This window comes from Streptomyces sp. CG 926 (genome assembly GCF_003148825.1).
GTDB lineage: Bacteria > Actinomycetota > Actinomycetes > Streptomycetales > Streptomycetaceae > Streptomyces.
In genome coordinates this window covers 187,620-211,024 of record NZ_QGGZ01000001.1, presented here as the reverse complement: position 1 = coordinate 211,024, position 23,405 = coordinate 187,620, and the positions used below count along the sequence as shown (strand labels likewise).

Below are 23,405 nucleotides of genomic sequence, written 5' to 3'. Positions count from 1 at the left end.
CGGGCACGGCACCGGACGCCGCGGGCTCGGCCGCCACGATCCGAAAGAGACGGCCTGGCGGCCACCGGTCACGGCTCGGACCGGGCTCCCGCCGCGAGGGTACGGATCAGGGTCCGCAGGATCGGTTCCGTACCGCCGTCGGCGCCGAGGGAGTCCATGGCCGCCAGGCCGTCGACGGCGGCGGCCACGGCCAGTCCCAGCGGGCGCGGATCGAGGCCCTCGCCGCGCTCGTCGGCCAGGACCTGGAAGAGGGCGACGAAGCAGGCACGCCAGCGCCGGTACTCGGTTTCCAGGCTCGCCCGGACCCGGGTGTCGTTCAATGCCTGCCAGTGCAGGGCGGAATGGAGGTGGGAGAGCTCGGGGCCCTCGGGCCGACCGAGTAGCTGGACGACCCGTTCGGCACGCTCGGCGAAGGGTCCGGGTGCGCGGACCGCCGTCTCCAGCGGCGTGATCCACTCCGGGCGGATGTCCTCGATGACCGCGAGGACGAGATCGGTCCGGTCCTGGAAATGGTAGTGGCACATTCCGTGCGAAACGCCCGACAGTGCCGCGACGTTGCGCGTGGTGAAGCCCTCGCTCGCCTCACCCGCGAGCAGGGTCCGTGCGGCGGCGATCAGTCGTGCCCGGGTCTGTTCGCCTTTCGTCGAGGACCGTGGCCGGCCGGCCCTTGCAGGGGGAGTGGCCGGCCGGCCCCCGGAGTCCTTCGCGACAGCTGCCATGGCGTCACTCTAGCCGGCCTTCGGTCCGCGACCTGGGGCTTTCCACGATCCACCGGAACGACCTCGTCCAAACTATTGACCGAGCGCTTGGCCAGTTTTAGCTTTCCGGTCAACCCCGCTGTCCCCGCGGGGAGTTGAGACATCGGAGGAACCCCCACATGAACGATCACGCAGTGAACCGGCCCGCGGGCGAGGGCATGGGCATGGGCATGGGCCGACGCAGGTTCCTGGCGGCGGCGGGACTCACCGCCGCCGCGGCCGCGCTCGCGGCGACCGAAGGGCGGGCCGGGGCCGCGTCCGCACTCCGACCGACGGCGGCGGGCGCCTTCCGCGTGCCGATCGAGGACGTCCGACACACCCGTACCTGGATGGCCTGGCCCGACTCCACCTCCATCTGGGGCAACACGCTCGGCGGCGTCCAGCAGGACATCGCACTCATCGCACGCACCATCGCCAAGTACGAGCCGGTCTACCTCTGCGCCAACTCCGGCAGCGCCGCCAAGGCCCGCTCGATGTGCGGCTCCACCGTCACCGTCATCAGCACCATCCCCGTCGACGACTGCTGGATGCGCGACACAGGACCCGTCTTCCGCACGAACGGATCCGGCGGTCTCGACGCCGTCGGCCTCAACTTCAACGGCTGGGGCAAGAAGCAGACCCACTCCCGGGACAACCTCGTCGCCGGCCGGATCGCCTCCTACGTCGGGGTCCCCTTCACCGCCGCCGCCCTGGTCGGCGAGGGCGGCGCGATCGAACAGGACGGCGCCGGCACCCTGATGGCCACCCGCAGCAGCCTGATCAACAAGAACCGCAACCCCAACAAGTCGCAGGCGCAGATCGAGTCCGCCATGCTCGCCGCCTACGGCGCCTCCAAGGTCATCTGGTTCGACGGCGTCAAGGGCCAGGACATCACCGACGACCACGTCGACGCGACCTCGCGCTTCCTCGCCCCCGGCCGCGCCGCCGTCCAGATGCCCCTGGCCTCGGACAACGACGTCTACGCCAAGGATGCGCGCCAGCAGTACCAGATCCTCTCCGCCGCCACCGCCGCCAACGGCACGCGCATGACGGTCGACCAGATCCAGGGCCCCGACTACGACAAGATCCGCTCCTCCAACCCGGACTTCCTCGCCTCCTACGCCAACTACTACCTGTGCAACGGCGCCGTCATCACCGCCCACTTCGGCGACACCCGGGCCGACACCGCGGCGAAGGCCACCCTGGCCCGGCTCTACCCCGGCCGCACCGTCGAGCAGCTCAACATCGACCGGCTCGGCACCGGCGGCGGCGGGATCCACTGCGTCACCCAGCAGCAGCCCGTCCCGTAACCGACCCCCGCCCGACGAGGCAGGGACCAGGGCCGAGGCCAAGGGGTCGTTCCGGAGCGTTCCGGAACGACCCTCCACCGTCTCCGGGTGCGAACGGGTACGAGATACCGCCATTCGGGAAAAGCCTTGGACCGAGCGGAGGCCGCCACGGGACACTTCGGTTCCTGCAAGCCGTCCGCACACGAACGCACAGGGTTGTCATGGGAACGCCTGAACCGCCCGAAAAACGACCGGGCAAGGGCCCGGTACTCCTCGCACTTCGCTACTACGGACGGGAGTTGGTCCGCCTCCGATGGCTGACCGCACCCGCGATGCTGCTCCCGGCGCTGGGCAACATCGGCATCAACTACATCGCTCCCCTCATCGTCGCCAAGCTCGTCGGCCGCATCGCCGGGGGCGGCAGCAGCACCGTCGACGCGATGCTGCCGTACGTCCTCGCCTTCGCCGGCGTCCTGCTCCTCGCCGAGACGCTGTGGCGCCTCGGCCTGCACTGCCTCAACCGCCTCGACGCCCGCGGCATCGAGCACCTCTACGTCGTCGGCATGGACGAACTCTTCGCCAAGGACGCCGCGTTCTTCCACGACAACTTCGCGGGCTCGCTGACCAAGCGGGTGCTGAGCTTCGCCTCCCGCTTCGAGGAGTTCGTCGACACCCTGACCTTCTCGGTCATGGGCAGCTTCGTACCGCTGGTGTTCGCCTCCGTGGTGCTGTGGCAGTACGACCCGCTGCTCGTGGCCGGACTCCTGGTCCTGATCGCCGTGACCGCGCTGGGCGTGGCGCCGCTGATCCGACGCCGCCAAGGACTCGTCGCCCAGCGCGAGGAGGCCATCGCGCGGGTCTCAGGGCACGTCGCCGACAGCCTGATGAACATGGACACCGTCCGGGCCTTCGCCGCCGAGGAACGCGAGGCGGCCGAACACCGCTCGCGCGTCGCCGAGTCGCGCCGACTCACCCTGCGCTCCTGGGACTACGGCAACCTGCGCATCGACACGCTGGTCGCGCCGATGTCCGTACTGACCAACGCGCTGGGCCTGCTGCTCGCCGTCACGCTCGGCGGGGGAGAGCACGGCGTGGAGGCGGTCATCGTCGCCTTCACCTACTACGCCAGTGCGACGCGGATCATGTTCGAGTTCAACCAGATCTACCGACGGCTGGAGAGCTCGATGACGGAGGCCGCCCAGTTCACCGAACTGCTGCTCACCCCGCCGACCGTGGTCGACCCCGCGTCGCCCGAGCCGCTACGGCCCGGGTCCTCCGAGGTCCGCTTCGAGCGGGTCACCTTCGCCCACGGCGGCGGCAAGCCGCTCTTCGACAGCCTCGACCTGAACGTGCCCGGCGGCACGAAGATCGGCCTCGTCGGCCGGTCCGGCGGCGGCAAGACCACGCTCACCCGGCTGCTGATGCGGATGACGGACATCGAGGCCGGCCGGATCCTGATCGGCGGCCAGGACATCACCCGACTGCGCCAGGCCGACCTGCGCAGCCTGATCGCCTACGTCCCGCAGGACCCGGCGATGTTCCACCGCACCCTGCGGGAGAACATCGCCTTCGCCCGACCGGACGCCACCGAGGCCGAGATCCGCCGCGCGGCCGAGGCGGCGCACGTCACGGAGTTCACCGACGCCCTGCCCGACGGTTTCGACACCATGGTGGGCGAGCGAGGCGTCAAGCTTTCCGGCGGACAGCGCCAGCGCGTCGCGCTCGCCCGGGCGATCCTGCGCGACGCCCCGATCCTGCTGCTCGACGAGGCGACCAGCGCGCTGGACTCGGAGAGCGAGATCCTCGTCCAGGAGGCGCTGTGGCGGCTCATGGAGGGCCGGACCGCCCTCGTCGTGGCGCACAGGCTGAGCACGGTCGCGAACATGGACCAGCTCGTCGTCCTCGACCGCGGACGCATCGTCGAGCGCGGCACGCACCAGGAGTTGCTCGCCTCGGAGGGCGCCTACGCCAAGCTGTGGCAGCACCAGTCGGGAGGCTTCCTCGACGACACCTCCGCCGTGCGCTCCGACCTCCACTGACCGCGGGCCCGGCCGGGGCCGGGCCACCTCGGCGGAGGTGATCGCCCGGGACCCGTGGAAGGTGCCGGGCACGACGGCGGGGAGCGGTGCTCGGCGGCCCCCGCCGTCCACCGAGATCACCACCGCGCCGGAGGCGGCGATCCGGGCGGCCCACGAACGGTCGGTCTCCCGGCCCGAGGTGTCCATCACACGGCGGGGACGAATTCGTGCACCAGCCGCACGAATTCGTCCTCCTTCTCGAAGAAGGCGACGTGTCCGGCGTCGATCTCGGCGTAGCGGCTGCCGGTGATCGCCGCGTGCAGGGCGCGGCTGTTCTCCACCGGGACGGTGATGTCCTGGGCGCAGCCGATCACGAGCGTCTCGGCCTGGATGCGCGGCAGCAGGTCGCGGATGTCGATGCGGGTGTCGAGGTCGACGTGGCGCAGGGTGCCGGGGGTGGGCGGCATGTTGGGGATCAGCAGCTCCACCTGTTCGCGGCCGATCGCGTTGAGGAATCCGCGGCTGAAGCCGGTCATGGCGACGGCGCGACCGAAGGCGGCCGGGTCGGAGATGCCGATCCGCTTCCACAGGGTGAAGAGGTTGCGCAGGTACTCGTCGCCGTCGGTGTGGGCCCACCCGGCGACCAGGATCAACCGGCGGACGAGGTCGGGGCGCAGGGCGGCCACGGCGGCGGACACCGGGGCGCCCATGGAGAACCCCAGCAGGTCCACGGGGCCCGTGTCCGCGTCCTCGATGACGGCGATGACCTGGGCGGCCAGGCCCTCCACGGTCAGCGGGCCCCCGTCGTCGACGGTGCGCTCGGTGCCGGAGAGGTCGGGGGTGATGACGGTGTGGTCGCCGGTGAAACGAGGCAGCACCTGGCGCCAGTTCACGGCGGAGCCGCCCGATCCGGTGCCGTGGACGAGCACGAGCGCGGGGCCCGAGCCGGTGCGGTCGTAGTGGACCCGGGCCCCGGCGACCCGGACGGTCGCGGTACGGGTGGCAGCGGTGGCGGTGGCGGTGGTGGCCTCGGTGATGGTGGCGGTCATGGCGGTCGCTCCCTCTGGTGCGGTGGGCGCCGGGTCCCTCGCCCCGGCTCCGCCCACACTGCCGCCGCCGCTCCGTGCGCGGGAGAGCCCGCTCGAACCTAGGACCGCGAGTCCTGGTGGTCTCGGGCGGGTCCGGCAGAATGATCTCCATGACGATCGATCGCCGGGAACTGGCCGACTTCCTCCGCCGTTCGCGTGACCGCGTGCGCCCGTCGGACGTGGGACTGGCCGCCGGGCCGCGGCGGCGGACGGCGGGGCTGCGGCGCGAGGAGGTCGCCCAGCTCGCCGGGATGTCGGCCGACTACTACATGCGGATGGAGCAGGCCCGCGGTCCGCAGCCGTCACCGCAGATCCTCTCCTCACTGGCCCGCGCCCTGCGGCTCAGCGACGACGAACGCGACCACCTCCACCTGCTCGCCGGGCACCGGCCGCCCGCCGGCCGGGTCGGTGGCGACCAGGTCGGCGCGGGCCTGCTGCACCTGCTGGACCAACTGCCCGGCACCGCGGCCCAGGTGCTCGGAGACCTGGGTGACGTCCTGGCCCAGAACGACCTGGCACGGTCCCTGCTGGGCGGCGTGTGCACGGTCTCCGAGCACGGCCGCAACGTGATCTGGCGCTGGTTCGCCGACCCGGCCGCGCGCGAGGCGTATCCGCCCGAAGAACACGACCACTACAGCCGGTTGCACGTCGCGGACCTGCGGGCGGCCGTCGCCCGCCGGGGCGCTGCCGACCCGGTGGCCGCCCGTCTCGTGGACCGCCTGCGGGAGGTCGAGGAGTTCGCCGCCCTGTGGGACCTGCACGAGGTCGCCGTCCGCCGCCGCAGCCGGATGCGGGTCGTCCACCCGGTCGTCGGCCCCGTCGACCTCGACTGCCAGGTGCTCCTCGCCCAGGAGGAGGACCAGCGCCTCGTCCTCTTCACCCCACCGCCCGGTTCGGACACGGCCGACCGCCTCGCCCTGCTCCGGCCCGTCGGCACCCGACGATCCCACGCGGAAGCAGGAGTCTGATGTCCACGTCCCCCTCGATCCTCCTGCTGTCCGGAAGCCTGCGGACCGGTTCCTCCAACGAGTCCGTCCTGCGCACCGCCCAGGCCGTGGCCCCCGCGCACGTGCGCACCGTGCTCTACGCGGGCCTGGCCGCCCTGCCGCACTTCAACCCCGACGACGACATCGACCCGTTGCCGGCCCCGGTGGCGGAGCTGCGCGCGGCGATCGACGCCGCGACGGCGATCCTGATCTGCGCCCCGGAGTACGCGGGCACCCTGCCCGGCTCCTTCAAGAACCTGCTCGACTGGACGGTCGGCGGTACCGAGATCTGCGACAAGCCCGTGGCCTGGGTCAACGCGGCCGCCGCCGGCCGGGGCCGGGGCGCGGAGGCCACGCTGCGGACGGTAATGGGCTACACCGGCGCGGACATCGTGGAGTCGGCCTGCGTGAGCGTCCCGGTGGACCGGGGCACGGTCGGGGCGGACGGGATCATCACCGACGAAGGGGTGCGCGAGCAGCTCGGCGCGGTGCTCGGACGGCTGCTGGCACCTCGCTGAAGGGTGCCGTCCGAGAGCGGCACCCAGGCTTCCGCAGTGAATGTGCATAGTTTGTTCTGATATGAGCATCCATACGGACGGGAGCAGCGGCCCCGGGCGGCGCCGGCTGCTCCGGGTGGTACTGACCGGCACGGTCGCCCTGGCAGCCGGCCTGGTGGCCGGTTCCCCCCACCCCCCGCAGGACCCCGTCGCCGGGGGCCCAGGAAGGGTCCGGCCCGCCACCCCCGCGTCCGCGCTGCGGGAACTGGAGACGGGGAACGCGCGCTGGCGCGGCCTGCACGAGCGGCACCCCGACGAGACGCGGACCGTGCGGCAGACGCTGGTCGGCGGCCAGCACCCCTTCGCCGTCGTGCTCGGCTGCGTCGACTCCCGAGTCCCCCCGGAGCTGGTCTTCGACCAAGGCCTGGGCGACCTGCTCACGGTCCGGTCGGCCGGCGAGGTCCTGGACGAGGCGGTGCTCGGCAGCATCGCGTACGGGGTGCTCGAACTCGGCATCCCGCTGATCGTCGTCCTCGGCCATCAGTCGTGCGGGGCGGTCGCGGCGGCCGTGCGGGCCGACGAGGGCGGGCCCGCGCTGCCGGGCCACATGCAGTACCTGGTCGACCAGATCCACCCGGCGATCGACCACACCCTGCGCGGGGCCGCGCGGATCGACGCGGCGATCACCGCGAACGTGACGCTGGTGCGGGCGCGGCTCGCCGCGGAACCGGAGCTCGCCGCCAAGATCGCCGCCGGGGACCTGGCCGTCGTCGGAGCCCGCTACGAACTCACCAGCCAGCGGGTGCGCCGGATCGGCTGACCTGCCCCTTCCGGTGCGGCCCGCATCCCCGTTCGTCAGTACCGTGAGGCCCGAACCGCACGTCCGGGTGATAGTTCCCCACCCGGGCTGCTTCGGGCGCTCAAGGCACCGGCGGGCCGGGAGAGTTGATACATGATCATCGAACCCGTGCCCGCGCCCGACCCCACGCCCGGCCCCTCCGGCGAGCCCGCCCCGGAGTCCTCCCGCCGCCCCTCCCGCCGTACCGTCATCGCCGGCGCGGCCGCCGTCGCGGGAGTCGGCGCCCTGTCGGTCGCCGCCGCGTCCGCCGGGACCCCGCAGGCGCCCTCCGGTTCCGCCCGCCCCGACTGGGAGACCTGCCTGACGATCGCCCGGGCCGTCCTCGTACGCGACGAGGACGACGAGCCCTTGGTGCCCCGTTACTCCGACATCCTGCTGAAGAACGGCCTGCCCCGCTCCCGTACCCGCAAGAAGGTACTGATCGTCGGCGCCGGTCCCGCCGGGCTCACCGCCGCCCACCTGCTGCGCGAGGCCGGGCACCAGGTCACCGTCATCGAGGCCAACGGCAACCGGGTGGGAGGGCGGATCAAGACCTTCCGTACCGGTGGCCACGAGAGGGCCGCGGCCCCCTTCGCCGACCCCAAGCAGTACGCCGAGGCCGGCGCGATGCGCATCCCCGACAGCCACCCGCTGGTCACCGGCCTGATCGACAGCCTCGGCCTGAAGCGCAGGCGCTTCCACCTCGTCGATGTCGACGGCTCCGGCCGCCCCGCCTACCGTACGTGGATCTACGTCAACGGCATCCGCGTCCGCCGGGCCGACTACGCGCGCGGCCCGCAGGCCCTCAACAAGTCCTTCGGGGTCCCGGCGGCCTACGAAGGCGTGCCCGCCGCGCAGATCGTCCGCAACGCCTTCGCCCCCGTCCGCAAGGAGATCGAGGGCAAGCAGGACAAGCAGCTCGTCGAGGGCTGGGCGCGCGTCATCCAGCGCTACGGCCACATGTCGATGTACCGCTACCTGACCGAGGAGGCCAAGCTCGACGAGCGGACGATCGACCTGATCGGCACCGTCGAGAACCTCACCTCCCGCCTGCACCTCGCCTTCGTGCACAGCTTCATCGGGGCCTCGCTGATCAGCCCGGACACCGCCTTCTTCGAACTGCCCGGCGGCACCGCCACCCTGGCCGACGCCCTCTACGCCCGCGTCGACGACCTCGTCCGGCTCGACCGCCGCGCCACCCGGATCGCCCACGGCGAGGACGGGGTGAGCATCGAGACCGTCTCCGAGGGCCGCGGCGGCAGCCCCGTGCGGCGCGAGACCTTCACCGGCGACACGGCGATCATCACCGTGCCCTTCTCCGGGCTGCGCCACATCCCGGTTTCACCCGCGCTCTCGTACGGCAAGCGGCGCGCCGTCACCGAGCTGCACTACGACGCGGCGACCAAGGTGCTGCTGGAATTCAGCCGCCGCTGGTGGGAGTTCGAGGAGGCCGACTGGAAGCGCGAGCTGGAGGCGATCAAGCCCGGCCTGTACCGGGCCTACCAGCTCGGGCAGACCCCGACGGACGGCACGCTGCTGGGCGCGCACTCCTCCGTGTCCGACCGCGGCATCTCCGGCGGCCAGCGGGCGCACTACGCCGCCTGCCGTGCGGTCACCCGGGACCAGCCCGAGGCGGCCCACGTCATCGGCGGCGGCTCGGCCACCGACAACCCCAACCGCTTCATGTTCCAGCCCTCCTACCCGGTGGAGGGCAGCGCGGGCGGGGTCGTGCTCGCCTCCTACAGCTGGTCGGACGACGCCCTGAAGTGGGACTCCTTGGACGACGAGGAGCGCTACCCGCGCGCGCTCGCCGGGGTGCAGGAGGTGTTCGGGCAGCGGATCGAGGTGTTCTACACGGGCGTCGGGCGCACCCAGTCCTGGATGCGCGACCCCTACGCCTACGGCGAGGCCTCCGTGCTGCTGCCCGGCCAGCACACCGAACTCTTCCCCCACGTCCGCAAGGCCGAAGGGAAGCTGCACTTCGCCGGCTGCCACACCTCCATCAAGCCGGCGTGGATCGAGGGAGCCCTGGAGTCCGCGGTACGCACCGCCCTGGAGGTCCACTCGACGCTCTGACCTGCGGGCGGCCACCGGGCGCGGGCTCTCAGCTCTCGGCGAGCACGATCAGCCAGTCGTGCGCGCCGAAGCGGACCCGCTGCCCCTTGTCCGGATTGAGCCGCACCCCGTACGCCGGGCCTACGGCGACCTCGGCGCGCAGCCGGTAGCCGACCGCGCATTCGCGGCGCCGGCGCGCCGACTCGACGAGGGTCGCGTACGCCACCTCGCGATCGGTGCGCACGTAGTCCGCGACCGGCTTCAGGTGCAGCTCGTGGCCCTCCGCCTGGAACAACTCCTCGAAGACGGCGGCCAGATAGGGGCTCTCCGAGATCTGGGTCATGAGGAGACTGATCAGCCGGCCGCTGACGATGAAGTCGGCGCCCGCCCGGGCGGGCGCCAGCAGCCGGTTCCCGTCGTCGGACATCTCGGTGGTGAGCGACAGCTCCCGCCCCGCCGCCTCCCCGATCGCCCGCAGGTGCAGCAGGGTGACCAGCGTCCGGTCGTCCGTCTGTGTCCCGGTCTCCGGAGCGAGGCGGAGGTCGATCGCGTGGGCCGGCGGCGACGCCGGGTGGGGGACGGGCTCGTGGCCCGTCTCGCCGATGACGATCACCCTGTCGTAGGAGGGCACGTCCAGCTTGGTCAGCACCTCGGGATCGGTGATGTCCCCGCCGTGGAAGGCCACTTCGAGGCGACTGCGCGGCTTCGCGAGGCCGAATGCGCCGCGCATCCGCACGACGTCGGCCAGCGAGACGATGTCCAGCGTGCTCCCCGGGGCGACGAACTGGTCGAGCTGCTCCACGACGAGCGGCGCGCGGCGGTTCCAGCCGAGCAGCAGCAGCCGTTCGGCCTCGGGCGTCCGGGGGCGGGCCGTGACGATCGCGGCCTCGTCGACGTACGCGGACGCGTCCGCCGGGACGGCCGTGTCGTCGTCCTGGGAGATGAGGATGATCCGGTCGTCCGCGCGGATCGCCGTACCGGGGTCCGGATTGAGCGCGACAGTGCCGTCGGCGCGCAGCAGACCGACCACCGAGGACGTGGTGAACGCCGAGAGGGCCTCGCCGAAGGTGCGTCCGGCGAGGCCTTGGGCGGCGGTGGCGTAGAACTCGTCGCCCGCGAAGTCGAGCAGTTCCTGGTAGACGAGGGACAGACCGGGCTCGCGGGCGGTCTGGACGAGGAGCCGCGCGATGATGTCGTCGACGCACAGGACGTGCCCGCCGGGCCCGGCGGCCAGCCGGGCGGTGAGATGGTTGCGGGTATCGCGCACGGCGGCGACGACCACCGCCCCGTCGGGCTCGGGGACCGCCGCGTCGAGGGCGAGCAGGGTCTTCACCACCTGAGCGTCACCGGTGTCCCCCTCGGGGGGCAGGACGAGTACCGCCTTCGCGGTGCGCGGGCTCACCCGGGCCAGCTCCGCGGGGTCGGTGGTACGGCCGTTGCGGCAGATGATCCGCGTCCTGCCGGTGCCGGTGCCGGTGCCGCCCGTGGCCGTGCCGGCGACGGAGGTGGAGGTGGCGATCTCGTCCTCCATCTCCACCTTGTCCTTCGGCGCGAGGACGGCGATGGCCGACCTGCGCTGATCGGCGTTCGCGGCCACCAGTTCCCCGACCACCGGGAAGATCTGGTCCGACCAGCCCAGCAGGACCGTGTGCCCGGATTCCATCACGGTGGAGTGGCCGCGCCGAAGCAGCATGATGCGCCCGTTGATCCCGGTGGTGATCAGACCGACCAGCGTGGACACGAACAGCAGGGCGACCAGCGCGAGTGCCACCGAGGCCAGTACGTAGAGGGGAGATCCGACCGCGCCCCCGATCTTGAGGGTCTGTCCGACGCTGACCCATACGGCGGCGAGCCGGCCGGAGAGGGTCGCCGGCGCGGCCCGGTCGGCCCAGACCAGCACCGTGCTCGCCGGGACCACGACGGCGAGGCAGGCCAGGGCGAACCAGCCGATGAGCGCGGCGGTTCCCCCGGCCACCAGATTGTCGAACCGGTACCGCAGGCGCAGCCTCAAGGTCGTCGTGTGCCGCTGCGCCATGAGAACTCCCTCGTCTTCCGCGCTGCTAACCCACGGGCGCCCGCACGGTTACGGGTGAACCGCCCACGCCCGGGCGCGGGTCAGGAGTCCAGGGCCGCGATGATCTCGTCCGTGGTGCTGATCTTGCCGATGCGCGGGAAGATCTTGCCGAAGGTGTGGGCGTGGGAGTCGGCGTCGGTGTCGGCGGTGGCGTCCTCCGCGAAGACCAGGTCGTAGCTGAGCTCCCACGCCGTACGGGCGGTGGACTCGACGCCGACGCTGGTGGAGATGCCGGCCAGCACGATGCGGTGGATGCCGCGGCGGCGCAGCTGGAGGTCCAACTCGGTACCGGTGAAGGCGCCCCAGTGGCGCTTGGTGACGACCACGTCTCCGAGGGCGGCCAGTTCGGCGGGGATCTCGGAGAAGGCCGCGGGCGGGGCGGCGGCCGGGCCGGGGCGGTCCACGTTCGCGGTGGGCAGGTCACCGCCGTCCGGGGACCACGCCACCTTGACCAGCACCACGGGCAGCCGGTGGGCGCGGAACGCCTCGGCGAGCGCGATCCCCTTCCCCAGGATCTCCGGAGTGGGCTTCGCGGCGGGCCGGTCGAGGATGCCCGTCTGGAGGTCGATGAGAACCAGGGCGGTGTCCCCGCCGAGGGTGAGGCGGTGGGGTTCGGCGGTCATGAGGTCTCCTCCGGCAATGGGTGCATAGGGCCTATAGGGCGCAAACCTATAAGGCCGCCCCACCGATCCCCCGCGCTCCGGGACTGACCGTCGGCTCCGGCAACCGCGGGGCCGGCGCCCACGACAGCGCCGATCACCGGTTTCGGCGGCCCTTCGGGCAGCCGCCGGGGAGCTACATGCGCTCGTAGCGCAGCAGCACGACGCCGTTGCCGAAAGTGTGGGTGTCGGTGTGCCGCAGGGCCGTCGGACTGTAGTCGAGGGTCGGGAAGAGCGGCTTGCCCCGCCCGATCCGCACCGGGTGCACATAGATCCGGTACGCGTCCACGAGGTCCTGGCGCAGGAACGAGGTGGCGAGATCGGACCCGCTCAGCGTCAGGTCGCCGCCCGGGGCCGCCTTGAGCGCGGCGACCTCCTCGGGCACGACGTCCCGCACGACGGTGGTGTTCCACTCGGCCGACCGCAGGGTGCGCGAATACACGTACTTGGGCTTGGACCGCCAGATCTCCGCGAACTCCGCCACCGAACCGGCGTTCGCGGGATCGGCGTCCGCGGTCGGCCAGTAGTCCGCCATCAACTCGTGCGTCACACGGCCGCTGATGAAACCGCCCATCGGGCGGAGCACGTCGTTCATGTGCTGGTGCAGCTCTTCGTCGACCTGGTGCCAGCCGATGTCCCGGTCCGGTCCCTCGATGAACCCGTCGAGCGACATCCCCGCCATCAGCACGATCTTCCGCATGGCCGACCACGGTACGCCCCGGGAGCGCCCCGCGGTGGGAGCGGCGCGGGTCGCGGCGATACTGGCCGGTGTGAAGACCGAAGACGCGCACACCGTGCTGTTCCACACCGACGGCCGGACCGGGGTGGTCACCCTCAACCGCCCCAAGGCCCTCAACGCCCTCACCCACCCCATGGTGATCCGCATCGACGAGGCCCTCGCCGCGTGGGCGGACGATCCCGCCGTCCAGCAGGTCCTGATCCGCGGCGCCGGTGAGCGCGGGCTGTGCGCCGGCGGGGACATCCGCGCCATCCATGACGACGCCAAGGCCGGGAACACCGCCTCCGCCGACTTCTGGCGCGACGAGTACCGGCTCAACGCCCGCATCGCCCGCTATCCCAAGCCCTACGTCGCCCTCATGGACGGCATCACCATGGGCGGCGGCGTCGGCGTCTCCGCCCACGGCTCGGTCCGGATCGTCACCGAACGCTCCCGCGTCGCCATGCCCGAGACCGGCATCGGCTTCGTCCCCGACGTCGGCGGTACCTACCTGCTCGGCCGCGCCCCCGGCGAACTCGGCACGCACCTCGCCCTCACCGGTACCGCCGTCGGCGCCGCCGACGCGCTGCTGTGCGGGCTCGCCGACCACTTCGTACCGGCCGACCGGCTCCCGGAACTGACCGCCGACCTGGCCGGAGCGCCCGCGCACGAGGTGCTCCCGCGGTACGCCGCCACCCCCGGGCCCGGCGAACTCGCCGACCGGCGCGGCTGGATCGACCACTGTTATGCGGCCGCCACCGTCGAGGAGATCGTGGAGCGGCTGCTCGGCCAGGGGGAGCCCGCCGCCAAGGAGGCAGCCGAGACCATCCTGGCCAAGTCCCCGACCGCCCTCAAGGTCACCCTCGCCGCGCTGCGCCGGGCCGTGGCGCTCGGCCCGCTGGAGCGGGTGCTGGTCCAGGAGTTCCGGGTCTCCTGCAACGCGCTGACCGCGCCCGACCTGGTCGAGGGCATCCGGGCCCAGGTCGTCGACAAGGACCGCACTCCGCGTTGGTCCCCGGCGACCCTGGCCGAGGTGAGCGGCGCGGACGTGGAGGCCTTCTTCGCCCCGCTCGGCGAGGACCGCGAACTGCGTCCGCTGTAGGGCCCCCTCCGACGACCCTCCGACGCCCCTCCGACGACTCAGATGCGCACGAGCCGCGTCTGCAGGCCGTCCAGGACCCGCTGGAGTCCGTAGTCGAAGTTCTCCTCGCGCAGCCTTCGCGGGTCCCGGCCCTGCTTCGCCGCCTGGTCGACGCCTGCCGGCCGGGCGGCGGCCGGGCGCGGGACCGCCGGCCAGTCCCGCTCGCTCCGCCCGCCGCGGGCGAGCCGCGAGAGGTGGGCGGCCTCGCCGGTCGTGGCGCCGACCACGTAGGAGATGACCGCCCGCAGCGCGAGGTCCGCCTCGTCCGCCGGGAAGCCGCCCGCCCGCAGGAGGGCCAGCATCCGCTCCGACACGCGCGTCAGGTTCGGACCGAGGTGCGCCGGCCCCGCCCGGCCGATCACCGAGGCCACCCAGGGGTGACGCAAGGTCAGCGCGCGCAGGTCGTGGCCACTGCGCGAGACGGCCTCGCGCCACTCGGCCGGGCTCGTCGCCCCGGGCACCTCCAGCTCGCCGTACACCTCGTCCAGGACCAGCTCGATCAGCTCGTCCTTGCCGGTCACATGCCGGTACAGAGAGGTGGCCGCGGCGCCCATCCCGGCGCCGAGCTTGCGCATGCTGAGCTCCTCGATGCCCTCCGCGTCGAGGAGCCGGACGGCCGCCGCGACGATCTGGGTCCGGCTGAGCGCGGGCTGCCGCTCCTTGCGACGCGGGGGCGTCCGGACGGAGCCGTCGGCGGGCGCGGCCGGGGAGGAGGGACGGGTCTGCGGCTCGGCTGCTGACATACCGCCACCCTAACCGACCCCGCGAACACCGTACGCAGCCCGCACCCGCTCGGCCACGGGGTGTGCACGGCGTCCGACTCCGTCCCGAGAAGCGGGCATTGCCGCAGGTGACGGGTGGTCGGGGGGACCCTCTCGCCGCCGCCCGGCCCGGATATCCGCTGTCCCGCCCGACCCGGGGCAGGGCACCATGGGCCGCATGAACGACGACCGCGTCCTGCTCCTCGCCCCCCGCGCCTCCGATACGCGCCAACGCCTCACCGAGGCGGCCACGGGGCGCGGGCTGCGCGCGGTGACCGCGGAGGACTGGCGGGTGCCCGACGGAGCTCGGGACGCCGGGCGCACCCACCTCTACGGGGGGCCGCTGCTGGCCGACCGGGTGGCCCGCGCACTGGACGTCACCGCGTTGGAACCGCCCGCCGACTGGCTCGCGGAACTGCCGCTCGCGCTGACCGGGCGCCGGGTCGAGGCCGTCACCCTGGCCGAGGCGCGGCGACTGCGCCGGCCGGCCTTCGTCAAACCGCCGACCGACAAGTTCTTCCCGGCCCGGATCTATCCGGACGGCTCGCGACTGCCCGGCCCGGACGCCTTCGACGACGACCTGCCGGTGCTGGTCAGCGACATCGTCCGGTTCGACCGCGAATACCGGCTGTTCGTCCTGGACGGAGCCGTGCACGACGGCAGCCGCTACGCGGTGGGGCCCCGGCTCGACCCGGCGCCGCTCGCCGTGGACCCGTACGCGGCGGAGGTCCACGCCTTCGCCGTCGAACTGCTGGCGGCCTGCGACGGCTCGCTGCCCTCGGCCGCGGTGGTGGACGTCGGGCTGTCGGCCGAGGGCGGATGGGCGGCCGTCGAGGCCAACCCTGCCTGGTCCAGCGGAGGGTACGCCTGCGATCCCGAGCGGGTGCTGGACGTCGTCCTACGGGCCGCCGGACCCACGGCCGAAACCGCCCCGGCGGACCTGCCGTTCGCCCGGACCCTTCAGCGGTAGCCGGTGGTGTCCGCCGGGCGGTCCGGGTCCTGGACCTCGACCATGTAGCGCCAGCAGTCCGGCCGGCTGCCGTCCAGGTCCGTGAATCCGTAGACCTGCGCGAGCTGCCCGCTGGAGAGGGACGCGCCGTTCCAGCGGGCCACCTCCGGGTCCGCGGCCAGCGCCGCGACCGCCCGGCCCACGTACGACGGGGTCTCGGAGATGGCGAAGTGCGGGACCTTCGTGAGGGCGTCCCGCCAGTTCGCCTCCGTCACACCGAAGTTGTCCAGCATCATCTCCGACCGCAGCCAGCCCGGGGTCAGCGCCACCGCCGTCGCCCCGCGCGGCCCCAGCTCGTGCCCCAGCGCGAACGCCATCCGCAGGACCGAGGACTTGGCGATGTCGTAGAAGAACGACACCCGGTAGTTGGCCGCGTTGTACTCGGCGGTGCCGTCCGTCATCTCCACCACCAGCCCGCCCGGCTCGCGCAGCAGCAACGGCACCGCGAAATGGCTGGTGACGGCATGGGTCTCCACAGCCAGCCGCAGCAGCCGCAGCCCCTTGTCCAGGTCGTGCTCCCAGACCGTGCTCTCCCACTCGAAGAGCAGCTCCCCGCCCCAGATGTCGTTGACCAGGACGTCCAGGCGGCCCTGTTCCGCGTCGATCCGCCCGACCAGGGCCTCGACCTCCGCCGCCACCAGATGGTCGGCGACCACCGGGATGCCCTGGCCGCCCGCCGCCGTGACCAGCTCGGCCGTTTCCTCGATCGTCTCGGGCCGGTCGTACTCGGAGCGCCGGCCCCGGGTGCTGCGCCCCGACACGTACACCGTCGCGCCCTGTGCGCCCAACTGGACCGCGATGCCCCGGCCCGCGCCGCGCGTCGCCCCGGCCACCAGGGCCACCTTGCCTTCGAGAGTTCGCTGTGTTTCCGGCATGGCCCGACCCTACGACGGCCGGTCCGCCCGGGTCCCGCCGAACACGGCGACCGCCACCAGCGACAGCAGCAGCCCGGTCGCCGCCGGCCCCAGCGCCGCGCCCGGCCCCCACAGGGTCCAGGCCGAACCGAACAGCAGGGACCCCGCGAACCGGGCCGATGCCTGGGTGGTCTGGAGCACCGCGAGCCCGGTCGTGCGCAGCCCGGCGGGCAGCAGCGGCCCCGCGGCGGCCATCAGCACCCCGTCGGTGGCCGCGTAGAACAGGCCGAGCGCCGCGAGCACACCGACGACCAGCGGCGCCCCGGCCGGTACCGGGACCAGGAGCAACAGGTAGGCGCCGAGCAGCAGTACGTGCCCGCCGAGGAAGACCCGGCGCCGGCCCAGCCGGTCGGCGAGCCGGCCCACCGGCAGTGCGGCCGCCAGGAACACGGCCGCCGTACCGACGGGCAGCAACGGGAAGTACGCGTCGGAGAGGTCCAGCCGGCGCTGGAGCAGCAGGTAGAGGAAGCCGTCGCCGACCGTGAACAGGCCGAGCACGGCCGCGGTCGGACAGAGCCCGCGCAGGACGGGCAGGCGCAGCAGGGTCCGTACCGGAGGCGGCGCGGGACGGGCCGCCCCGACCGGCGCCGGGCCCGCCGTCGGGGCGGGCGCCGGGGCCTCCCGGACGAAGAGGGCGAGCAGCACCACGCCCAGCACGGCGACGCAGCAGCTCACGGTGAACACGGCCGCGTACCCGTCCACCGCCACCCACAGCACACCGAACGCGGCCAGTGGCCCCAGCAGGGCCCCCGCCGTGTCCAGCGCGCGGTGCACACCGAAGGCCCGGCCCTGCTCGCCGGGTGGCACGGACAACGAGATCAGCGCATCGCGCGGGGCGGTGCGCAGGCCCTTGCCGGTCCGGTCGGCGGCGAGCACCGCCGCCACCGACCAGGGGGTGGCGACGAGGAGCAGGGCCGCCTTGCAGGCGGCGGACAGCGCGTAGCCGGTGCCCGCGACGAGCTTGTGGCGCCGGGTGCGGTCGGCGATCCGCCCGCCCGCGAGGCGCAGCACCGCGGTGGCGCCCTGGTGCAGACCGTCCAGGGCGCCGAACGCGAGCGGGGACATACCGAGTCCGGCCATCAGGTACAAGGGCAGGACGGCGGTGACCATCTCCGCGGAGACGTCCGTGACCAGGCTGACCAGCCCGAGGGCGAACACCGTGCCGGGGACGGCCCGCAGGGGGCCCTTCGGGGCCGGGGTGGCCCCGGCGATGTCCGAGGCCCGGCTGGTCGACAGGTACACGGATGCCTCCGGGGTCGGCCGGTCAGAACCAGTTGACGGTGAGCGGGAACGCGGCCGTGACGGTGGTGCCCGTGGAGTCGGTGGCGGTCGCGGTGATCTGGACCGTGCCGCTGCCCCACGGTTTCCCGCTGATCCGGCCGGAGCCGGCGTCGACGGTCAGGCCCCAGGGCAGGCCGGTGGCCGCGTACCGGACCGGAGGTCTGCCGCCGGTGGCGCTGAGCTGGATGGTGCAGGACTGGTTGAACTTGCAGGTCTGCGGGCCGGGACTGGCCAGCTGCAGACCGCCTGCGGTCGGCGTGGGCGTGGGCGTGGGCGTCGGGGTCGGCGTGGGCGTCGGGGTGGGAGTGGGGGTCGGGTTCGTCGAGGTGTCGAAGACCTCGGTGATCGGCGCGACGTTCGCCGCGTTGCCCGCGTGCGTCGCCGTCCCGAAGAGGTCCTCGAAGGTCCGCAGCAGATGGTGGTGGTTGAAAGCCGTCGCGTACCTGCCCGTCTTGACCTTCGCGCCGTGGAAGACGGTGGCGATCTGGTTCGAGCCCAGGTAGTTGTCCTCGTCCCAGGTCAGCACCAGCAGGCTGTTGTTGGCCTTCGCCCACTGCGCGTAGGCGTCCAGGTTGTTCCGGGTCCAGGTGTCACCCGTGCCCACCGAGCACGAGTGCATGTCGTTGCACTGGTTGGGGACCACGAAGGAGAGGTTCGGCAGCGCCGCGAAGTTGTTCTGGGGGAACTGCGTCCAGGTCTTGCCCGTGTTCAGCGGTACGTTCTTGAAGGCGAACCACGGGTTGTGCTTCTGCGCGTACTGGCCGTTCGTGCAGGCCGTGGACCCCTCGCTCGGCAGGTCCTCGTTGTACGTCGCGAAGGTCTTGCCGGCCGCGATCAGCTCCTGGCCGAGGTTCGGCGCCGTCATCGACTGCGGGGTGTAGCAGCCGTCGCCGGTGATGCCCTGGGTGGCGCCGGAGAAGAGGTTGAAGTAGTTCGGCTGGCTGGGGTGGGTCAGCGCCTTCATACCGGTCAGGCTCGCGCCGCCGTTCGCCAACTGGTTGATGTACGGGGCGTTCGCGCTGCCGATGATCTCCCCGTACTGCTTGTTCTCGTACACGACGACCACCACGTGGTCGTACGTCGGCAGCGCGGCCGCCGCCGGCGCGGCAGCCGAACCAGGCACGGCGGCCTGGGAGTTGGCCACCGTGAAGGCGCCCAGCAGACCGAGCGCGCCGATCCCGGCCACGAGCGCCGGCCATCGGGCCCCGCGTCTCGCGCGCGCCGTCGGTGAGGGTCGAAGGGTGGGCATGGGTGTCGTCCTCCTCGGTGTCGCCCGGGGCAGGCCCCGGGGCGTGGTCATTCCTCGCGCCGGGCCGCACCGGCCACGGCGATGTTCAGGAACCGCGGTACGGGCCGCCCCCGGTCGCGGAAGTCCTCCGCCACCGCGGCCCGCACCGCCGCCGTCCGGGACGCGGGGAGCAGCACCAGCGCGCTCCGCCCCGGCTCGGGCCCCGGCCCCGGCGGCCAGGCGCTCAGTGCCCCGGCCCGGCGGGCGCAGGCGACGGCCCGCGCCAGCTCCCGAGGTCGGTCCGCGGCCTCCCCGCGTACGGCGACCAGCACCAGCCGCGCTCCCGAGGCCGCCGGGTCGAAGGCGACGTGGCGCCGGCGCCGCCCGGGCCGCGCGCTCAGCAGCAGGGCCCGGCCGGACCGGGCGAAGAGCACCGCCCGGCGCAGGCCGTCGTCCCCGTCCGGGAGCGCTCCGGCCAACAGCCGGGCCAGCCGCTCGCGGTCCGGCGACTCACCCGCCGCCGTGTGCACGTCGGCCACCGCCAGCGCCACCGCGCAGTCCGCGGGCTCGGCCGTGGCCAGCCCGGCCGCCGCCGTCAGCGAGCCCTGCACGTGCAGGTCGGTCCCGCCCAGGCCGTACCCGGCCCGGGCCAGCGCCCGCAGTACCGCGTACGGCCGGACCGCCCAGGCGGGGGCGGCGGGCGGCGGCCCCGACAGGGTCAGCGGCAGATCGCAGCTGTCCGCGGGATGACCGAGGGAGCTGAGCCGCACCAGCCCGTCCGTGCGCGGGGCCGCGGCGGCCGCCGTGGGCCAACCGGCCGCCGCGACCAGCCCGGGGGAGCCCAGGTGGAAGGCGTAGGGGGCGCTCCACACGGCGGCCGGTGGCCGCCCGTGTGCGGCCTCCAGGGCATAGGCGACCAGGCGGTACAGCGGGTCGGCCGTCGCCCGCCGGGCCAGGTCCCCGCCGGCGCGGTCCCCGGTGCCGGGGGCGGGCGGGGACCCGGCCCCGGTGGTACCGCCGGCCCCGGACCTCACCACGAGGGCGGCGGGTTCCGCGCCCGTCACGGGGCGTCCTTGCGGGCCAACATCCGGTACGCGTTCCCGCCGTCCGTACGCCGGGCCGCCGCCGCGCGCACCGTGTCGAGGGCCACCGCGGCGGCGAAGCACGGCAGCGCGACCACCCGTACGGCGTGGGCGAGCAGCCGGGCGCGCGGCGTCGGCCCCGGGCCCCACGGCCGGTCCGGATCCGGGGACAGCCGCGTCGCCGCGAGGGCGACCGCGCCGAAGAAGTCGTTGCCCTGGTGGGCCGGGCCGTGCTCCTCGGCGACCACGGTGAACCCCCGGTCGGCCAGCGCCTCGCGCAGATTGGCCGCTGGCATCAGATGCTGGTGCTGGGGCTGGAACCAGGGCAGCCAGAACGGCCCGATGAGCCGGGCCATCCGCGACTCGGGGTCGGGCAGCTCGATGGCGAGGAATCCACCGGGGGCGAGGACGGTGGCCGCCGCGTCCAGCTCGGCGAGCGGCTCCCGGGTGTGCTCCAGGTAGTGGTACATGCTGACCACCTCGTACTGGCCCGCCAACTTCGGGGCGAACTCCGGGAACTGGCCCAGGTATCCGGTCTCCACCCAGCCGCGCCGCTCCGCCTCGCGCACCCCGTCGCCCATGTCGAGCCCGTCGAACCGGGTCCGCGGCCAGACGCTCCGCGCCGCGTTGCAGAAGTGGCCGTGCCCGGTGCCGACGTCGAGCCAGGACGCCGGGTCGGCGTGCGGGAGGAGCATCTCGGCGCGCCCCCGGTAGGCGGCGCCCTGCGTGCCGAAGACGACGCCGGTGCCCTCGCCGCCGCGCCCGTCGTAGAAGTCCCGGTAGTAGAACTCCAGCCCCTCCAGGCTCAGGCGGGGATTCTGGAAGACGTGCCGGCACTCCCCGCACCGCTCCAGCGTGAACCGGCCCGGCTTGCCCTGGAGCAGGTCCGGTACCCGGACCTGGACGGTGAGCCGGTCGGACCCGCACCACGGGCAGTCCGCGCGGCGCGGTTCGAGGAACCGGTCGACGCCCGCGGCCAGGTCCGCCCGGTACGCGGCGGCCCGTGCGACCTCCTGCGCACCGCCCGAGGGGGAGTCCCGGCCGGCGGCCGCGGCCGTACGCAGGCCGGCGCCGAGGGAGCGCACCGGCCGGGCCGCCGTGGCCCGGCCCAGACCGGCCGGGCGCAGCGGAGAACGCGGACCGCCGAGGACCAGGGACGGCTGGAGCCAGTACAGCCCGGCCGCGGCGGCGCCCCACCGGCCCTGGCGCACGGCGACCCCCGCCAGAAGCGCCAGCCCACCGAGCTGCGCGGCGGCCAGCGCCCCCGGCGGCAGCCCCTGGGCCCGCAGCTCGGCGGCCCGCGCCGGCCCCCCGGGCTCCCCGACCCCACCACAGCTGAGGCCGGGGGCGATGGCCAGTCCCGTGGCGTCGGCGGCGTACTCCTTCAACCGGCGGGTCAGCGCCAGCAGTTCCGCCGGCTCCGGGCGCGGGCCGGCCGGATCCTCCCCGGCCCGGGCCAACACCTCCTCGGTGACGAGGACGGCGAATCCGGCCCCGCGGCCCGCGGCGAGCCGGTCCTGCCGGTACCGGGCCGGGTCTACCAGGCGCAGCAGCCCCAGCGCCCGCTCGGCGGGCAGGTCCGCGGGCAGCAGGTCCAGCACCCGTAGGCCCTCCGCCTCGGCGTACGCGCAGGCGGCCAGGAAGGTGGCCGCATCCGGCTCGACCCCCCGGGCGGTGAGCAGCCGCCACCCGGCGGCGCGCGACACCCCGGCCGCGGCGGGCGGGGTCGGCGGCAGCACCGGGATCGCCCGCAGTCGGCGCCTGGCGCGCACGGTGCCCGCGCCGAGGGCGACCAGTAACAGGACGGAGGTCCAGGGGACCCGCGAGAGCGGGGGAGGCGTCATAGCAGTTTCTCCAACCGGTCGGCCGCGGCGGCGGCACCGCCCGCCGCGGCGAATGAGGCCTGGATCCGCCGTGCGGCCCGGCGGGGGCCGGGGTCGTCCAGCACGGCGGTGAGCGCGTCACGTAGTTCCTCGGCCCGGGTCCGGCCGAACCGCACCCGGACGCCGGCCCCGGCCAGGGTCACCTGCCGGGCCACGATCGGCTGGTCGTCGCGGATCGGGGCGACGACCAGCGGCAGGCCGTGTGCGAGGGCCTCGCAGACGGTGTTGTGGCCCGCGTGACAGACCACCGCGTCCAGGTGGGGCAGCAGCTCCAGTTGCGGGACGCTCTCCTGGAGCAGGACATGGTCCGGTACGGCCCCCACCAGGGCAGGGGGCGCGGCCAGGACGAACTGGACGTCTTCGGCCAGCCGTTCGGCGGCGCCCAGCACCGCTCCGTAGAAGCGGGCCCCGGCCGCCTGGTTGAGGGTGCCCAAGGACACCAGCACCCGCCGCCGCGCCGGGTCCAGCCGCTGCCAGGGGAATCCGGGCGCCGCCGGACGGGCCCCGAAGGCCGGTCCCACGAAGGCGTAGTGGGGCGGGAAGTCGGCCACCGAGCCCACGAGTTCGGGAGTGGAGAAGACGAGAACCAGCCGCTCGGAGAAGCGGGGGTCCCAGCCCGGCCCCTTGCCCGGATCCCGCACCTGGTCCCGCCCGGCGCCGAACTCCGCGAGCAGCCCGGAGATCTGGCCGGCCACCCACTCCCCGACCTTCGGGAAGTCCGCGAAGGGCCGGGTCAGCTCGGCCGAGGTACTCGCCGAGGTCGCCCACGGGACACCGAGCCGCCGGGCCACCAGTGGCCCGGCCAGTGCCTGCTGGTCGGCGACCAGTACGTCCGGCCCGAAGGCACGGACGGCCCGGGCGACCCCGGGAACCATCGCCCGGGCCAGCGGCACCAACGCCTCCTCCCACAGGAACCTCAGCGCGCCCACCCCGCGCAGGTCGCGCCAGCTCTCGTGCAGCGCCGCGTACCCGCCGGCGCCAAGCTCCTCCCCGGCGGGCAGGATCCGGGCCTGCGCGGGCAGCAGCCGGGCCAGCGCCGAGGGCGGCCCCGTCCAGGCGATCTCATGTCCCCGGGCGACCAGTTCGGCGCCGACGGCCACGGTCGGATTGACGTGCCCCGCCAGCGGCGGCACGGTGAACAGCACCC

At 73.7% G+C, this 23,405-nt stretch carries 20 protein-coding genes; 8 read left to right on the top strand and 12 right to left on the bottom strand.

From position 1 onward, the window contains the following. Positions 1–68: 68 nt before the first annotated feature. Positions 69–719 (bottom strand): TetR/AcrR family transcriptional regulator, encoded by a 651-nt coding sequence (locus tag BCL76_RS00780; RefSeq protein WP_109777303.1) that lies wholly within the window; start codon positions 717–719, stop codon positions 69–71. Positions 720–877: 158 nt separating this feature from the next. On the opposite strand from BCL76_RS00780, the gene BCL76_RS00775 reads away from it, so the two are divergent. Together BCL76_RS00775 and BCL76_RS00770 are read left to right on the top strand one after the other, a co-directional pair. Continuing rightward, positions 878–2,047, top strand: coding sequence for an agmatine deiminase family protein (locus BCL76_RS00775; protein ID WP_109777302.1), 1,170 nt, complete (start codon positions 878–880; stop codon positions 2,045–2,047). A 200-nt stretch (positions 2,048–2,247) separates the two neighbouring features. Further along, positions 2,248–4,065, top strand: coding sequence for an ABC transporter ATP-binding protein (locus BCL76_RS00770; RefSeq protein ID WP_109777301.1), 1,818 nt, complete (start codon positions 2,248–2,250; stop codon positions 4,063–4,065). A 185-nt stretch (positions 4,066–4,250) separates the two neighbouring features. Here the strand turns inward: BCL76_RS00770 and BCL76_RS00765 are convergent, their stop codons facing one another. Beyond that, positions 4,251–5,093, bottom strand: a complete 843-nt coding sequence (locus BCL76_RS00765; RefSeq protein ID WP_109777300.1) for an alpha/beta fold hydrolase — start codon at positions 5,091–5,093, stop codon at positions 4,251–4,253. 140 nt (positions 5,094–5,233) lie between these two features. Between BCL76_RS00765 and BCL76_RS00760 the strand changes: the two genes are divergently transcribed. The 4 genes from BCL76_RS00760 to BCL76_RS00745 all read left to right on the top strand — a co-directional run bounded on the left by BCL76_RS00760 (position 5,234) and on the right by BCL76_RS00745 (position 9,529). Continuing rightward, positions 5,234–6,100, top strand: coding sequence for a helix-turn-helix transcriptional regulator (locus BCL76_RS00760; protein ID WP_219933922.1), 867 nt, complete (start codon positions 5,234–5,236; stop codon positions 6,098–6,100). Next, positions 6,100–6,636 carry an NADPH-dependent FMN reductase gene (locus BCL76_RS00755; protein WP_109777298.1) on the top strand — a complete coding sequence of 179 codons (537 nt, stop codon included), beginning with the start codon at positions 6,100–6,102 and terminating at the stop codon, positions 6,634–6,636. The genes BCL76_RS00760 and BCL76_RS00755 overlap by 1 nt, the downstream gene beginning before the upstream one ends. Before the next feature lie 61 nt (positions 6,637–6,697). Next, positions 6,698–7,435 (top strand): carbonic anhydrase, encoded by a 738-nt coding sequence (locus BCL76_RS00750; protein ID WP_258309167.1) that lies wholly within the window; start codon positions 6,698–6,700, stop codon positions 7,433–7,435. A 132-nt stretch (positions 7,436–7,567) separates the two neighbouring features. Then, positions 7,568–9,529, top strand: coding sequence for a flavin monoamine oxidase family protein (locus BCL76_RS00745; protein ID WP_109777296.1), 1,962 nt, complete (start codon positions 7,568–7,570; stop codon positions 9,527–9,529). Between the two features lie 28 nt (positions 9,530–9,557). Here the strand turns inward: BCL76_RS00745 and BCL76_RS00740 are convergent, their stop codons facing one another. The 3 genes from BCL76_RS00740 to BCL76_RS00730 form a co-directional block, all read right to left on the bottom strand. Then, positions 9,558–11,543: a CASTOR/POLLUX-related putative ion channel gene (locus BCL76_RS00740; RefSeq protein WP_109777295.1), complete on the bottom strand. Its 1,986-nt coding sequence runs from the start codon at positions 11,541–11,543 to the stop codon at positions 9,558–9,560. Between the two features lie 80 nt (positions 11,544–11,623). Then, the gene (locus BCL76_RS00735) at positions 11,624–12,205 is read right to left on the bottom strand and encodes a hydrolase (protein ID WP_109777294.1); all 582 of its coding nucleotides are present in this window, start codon (positions 12,203–12,205) and stop codon (positions 11,624–11,626) included. Between the two features lie 172 nt (positions 12,206–12,377). Continuing rightward, a complete protein-coding gene (locus BCL76_RS00730; RefSeq protein WP_109777293.1) occupies positions 12,378–12,941 on the bottom strand; it encodes a dihydrofolate reductase family protein in 564 nt (187 codons plus the stop codon). Here BCL76_RS00730 and BCL76_RS00725 point away from each other — a divergent pair. Then, positions 12,940–14,061 (top strand): enoyl-CoA hydratase/isomerase family protein, encoded by a 1,122-nt coding sequence (locus BCL76_RS00725; protein WP_181382384.1) that lies wholly within the window; start codon positions 12,940–12,942, stop codon positions 14,059–14,061. The genes BCL76_RS00730 and BCL76_RS00725 overlap by 2 nt on opposite strands. Before the next feature lie 38 nt (positions 14,062–14,099). Here the strand turns inward: BCL76_RS00725 and BCL76_RS00720 are convergent, their stop codons facing one another. Continuing rightward, positions 14,100–14,843 carry a TetR/AcrR family transcriptional regulator gene (locus BCL76_RS00720; protein ID WP_109777291.1) on the bottom strand — a complete coding sequence of 248 codons (744 nt, stop codon included), beginning with the start codon at positions 14,841–14,843 and terminating at the stop codon, positions 14,100–14,102. A 196-nt stretch (positions 14,844–15,039) separates the two neighbouring features. On the opposite strand from BCL76_RS00720, the gene BCL76_RS00715 reads away from it, so the two are divergent. Continuing rightward, the gene (locus BCL76_RS00715; RefSeq protein WP_109778271.1) at positions 15,040–15,831 is read left to right on the top strand and encodes an ATP-grasp domain-containing protein; all 792 of its coding nucleotides are present in this window, start codon (positions 15,040–15,042) and stop codon (positions 15,829–15,831) included. On the opposite strand, the gene BCL76_RS00710 is transcribed toward BCL76_RS00715, so the two are convergent. From BCL76_RS00710 to BCL76_RS00685, 6 genes are read right to left on the bottom strand one after another with little or no spacing between them, the layout of a single operon-like run. After that, positions 15,822–16,745, bottom strand: a complete 924-nt coding sequence (locus BCL76_RS00710; protein WP_109777290.1) for an SDR family oxidoreductase — start codon at positions 16,743–16,745, stop codon at positions 15,822–15,824. The genes BCL76_RS00715 and BCL76_RS00710 overlap by 10 nt on opposite strands. 9 nt (positions 16,746–16,754) lie before the next feature. Beyond that, positions 16,755–18,026, bottom strand: a complete 1,272-nt coding sequence (locus BCL76_RS00705) for an MFS transporter (RefSeq protein WP_375137866.1) — start codon at positions 18,024–18,026, stop codon at positions 16,755–16,757. 22 nt (positions 18,027–18,048) lie between these two features. Continuing rightward, positions 18,049–19,314 carry an alkaline phosphatase family protein gene (locus BCL76_RS00700; RefSeq protein ID WP_109777289.1) on the bottom strand — a complete coding sequence of 422 codons (1,266 nt, stop codon included), beginning with the start codon at positions 19,312–19,314 and terminating at the stop codon, positions 18,049–18,051. A gap of 47 nt (positions 19,315–19,361) precedes the next feature. Next, the gene (locus BCL76_RS00695) at positions 19,362–20,357 is read right to left on the bottom strand and encodes a galactokinase (RefSeq protein ID WP_258309166.1); all 996 of its coding nucleotides are present in this window, start codon (positions 20,355–20,357) and stop codon (positions 19,362–19,364) included. After that, a complete protein-coding gene (locus tag BCL76_RS00690) occupies positions 20,354–22,219 on the bottom strand; it encodes a class I SAM-dependent methyltransferase (RefSeq protein ID WP_219933921.1) in 1,866 nt (621 codons plus the stop codon). Before BCL76_RS00690 ends, BCL76_RS00695 begins: the two co-directional genes overlap by 4 nt. Then, entirely contained in the window at positions 22,216–23,403 is a 1,188-nt protein-coding gene (locus BCL76_RS00685) for a glycosyltransferase (RefSeq protein WP_109777288.1), read from the bottom strand. Before BCL76_RS00685 ends, BCL76_RS00690 begins: the two co-directional genes overlap by 4 nt. Positions 23,404–23,405: the final 2 nt, after the last annotated feature.

Coding starts and splice junctions, on each gene's coding strand:
- BCL76_RS00700 (WP_109777289.1), bottom strand. CDS start 19,314: ATGCCCACCCTTCGACCCTCACCGACGGCGCGCGCGAGACGCGGGGCC.
- BCL76_RS00690 (WP_219933921.1), bottom strand. CDS start 22,219: ATGACGCCTCCCCCGCTCTCGCGGGTCCCCTGGACCTCCGTCCTGTTA.
- BCL76_RS00755 (WP_109777298.1), top strand. CDS start 6,100: ATGTCCACGTCCCCCTCGATCCTCCTGCTGTCCGGAAGCCTGCGGACC.
- BCL76_RS00750 (WP_258309167.1), top strand. CDS start 6,698: ATGAGCATCCATACGGACGGGAGCAGCGGCCCCGGGCGGCGCCGGCTG.
- BCL76_RS00710 (WP_109777290.1), bottom strand. CDS start 16,745: ATGCCGGAAACACAGCGAACTCTCGAAGGCAAGGTGGCCCTGGTGGCC.
- BCL76_RS00715 (WP_109778271.1), top strand. CDS start 15,040: ATGAACGACGACCGCGTCCTGCTCCTCGCCCCCCGCGCCTCCGATACG.
- BCL76_RS00775 (WP_109777302.1), top strand. CDS start 878: ATGAACGATCACGCAGTGAACCGGCCCGCGGGCGAGGGCATGGGCATG.
- BCL76_RS00740 (WP_109777295.1), bottom strand. CDS start 11,543: ATGGCGCAGCGGCACACGACGACCTTGAGGCTGCGCCTGCGGTACCGG.
- BCL76_RS00720 (WP_109777291.1), bottom strand. CDS start 14,843: ATGTCAGCAGCCGAGCCGCAGACCCGTCCCTCCTCCCCGGCCGCGCCC.
- BCL76_RS00725 (WP_181382384.1), top strand. CDS start 12,940: ATGGCCGACCACGGTACGCCCCGGGAGCGCCCCGCGGTGGGAGCGGCG.
- BCL76_RS00765 (WP_109777300.1), bottom strand. CDS start 5,093: ATGACCGCCACCATCACCGAGGCCACCACCGCCACCGCCACCGCTGCC.
- BCL76_RS00780 (WP_109777303.1), bottom strand. CDS start 719: ATGGCAGCTGTCGCGAAGGACTCCGGGGGCCGGCCGGCCACTCCCCCT.
- BCL76_RS00730 (WP_109777293.1), bottom strand. CDS start 12,941: ATGCGGAAGATCGTGCTGATGGCGGGGATGTCGCTCGACGGGTTCATC.
- BCL76_RS00735 (WP_109777294.1), bottom strand. CDS start 12,205: ATGACCGCCGAACCCCACCGCCTCACCCTCGGCGGGGACACCGCCCTG.
- BCL76_RS00760 (WP_219933922.1), top strand. CDS start 5,234: ATGATCTCCATGACGATCGATCGCCGGGAACTGGCCGACTTCCTCCGC.
- BCL76_RS00770 (WP_109777301.1), top strand. CDS start 2,248: ATGGGAACGCCTGAACCGCCCGAAAAACGACCGGGCAAGGGCCCGGTA.
- BCL76_RS00745 (WP_109777296.1), top strand. CDS start 7,568: ATGATCATCGAACCCGTGCCCGCGCCCGACCCCACGCCCGGCCCCTCC.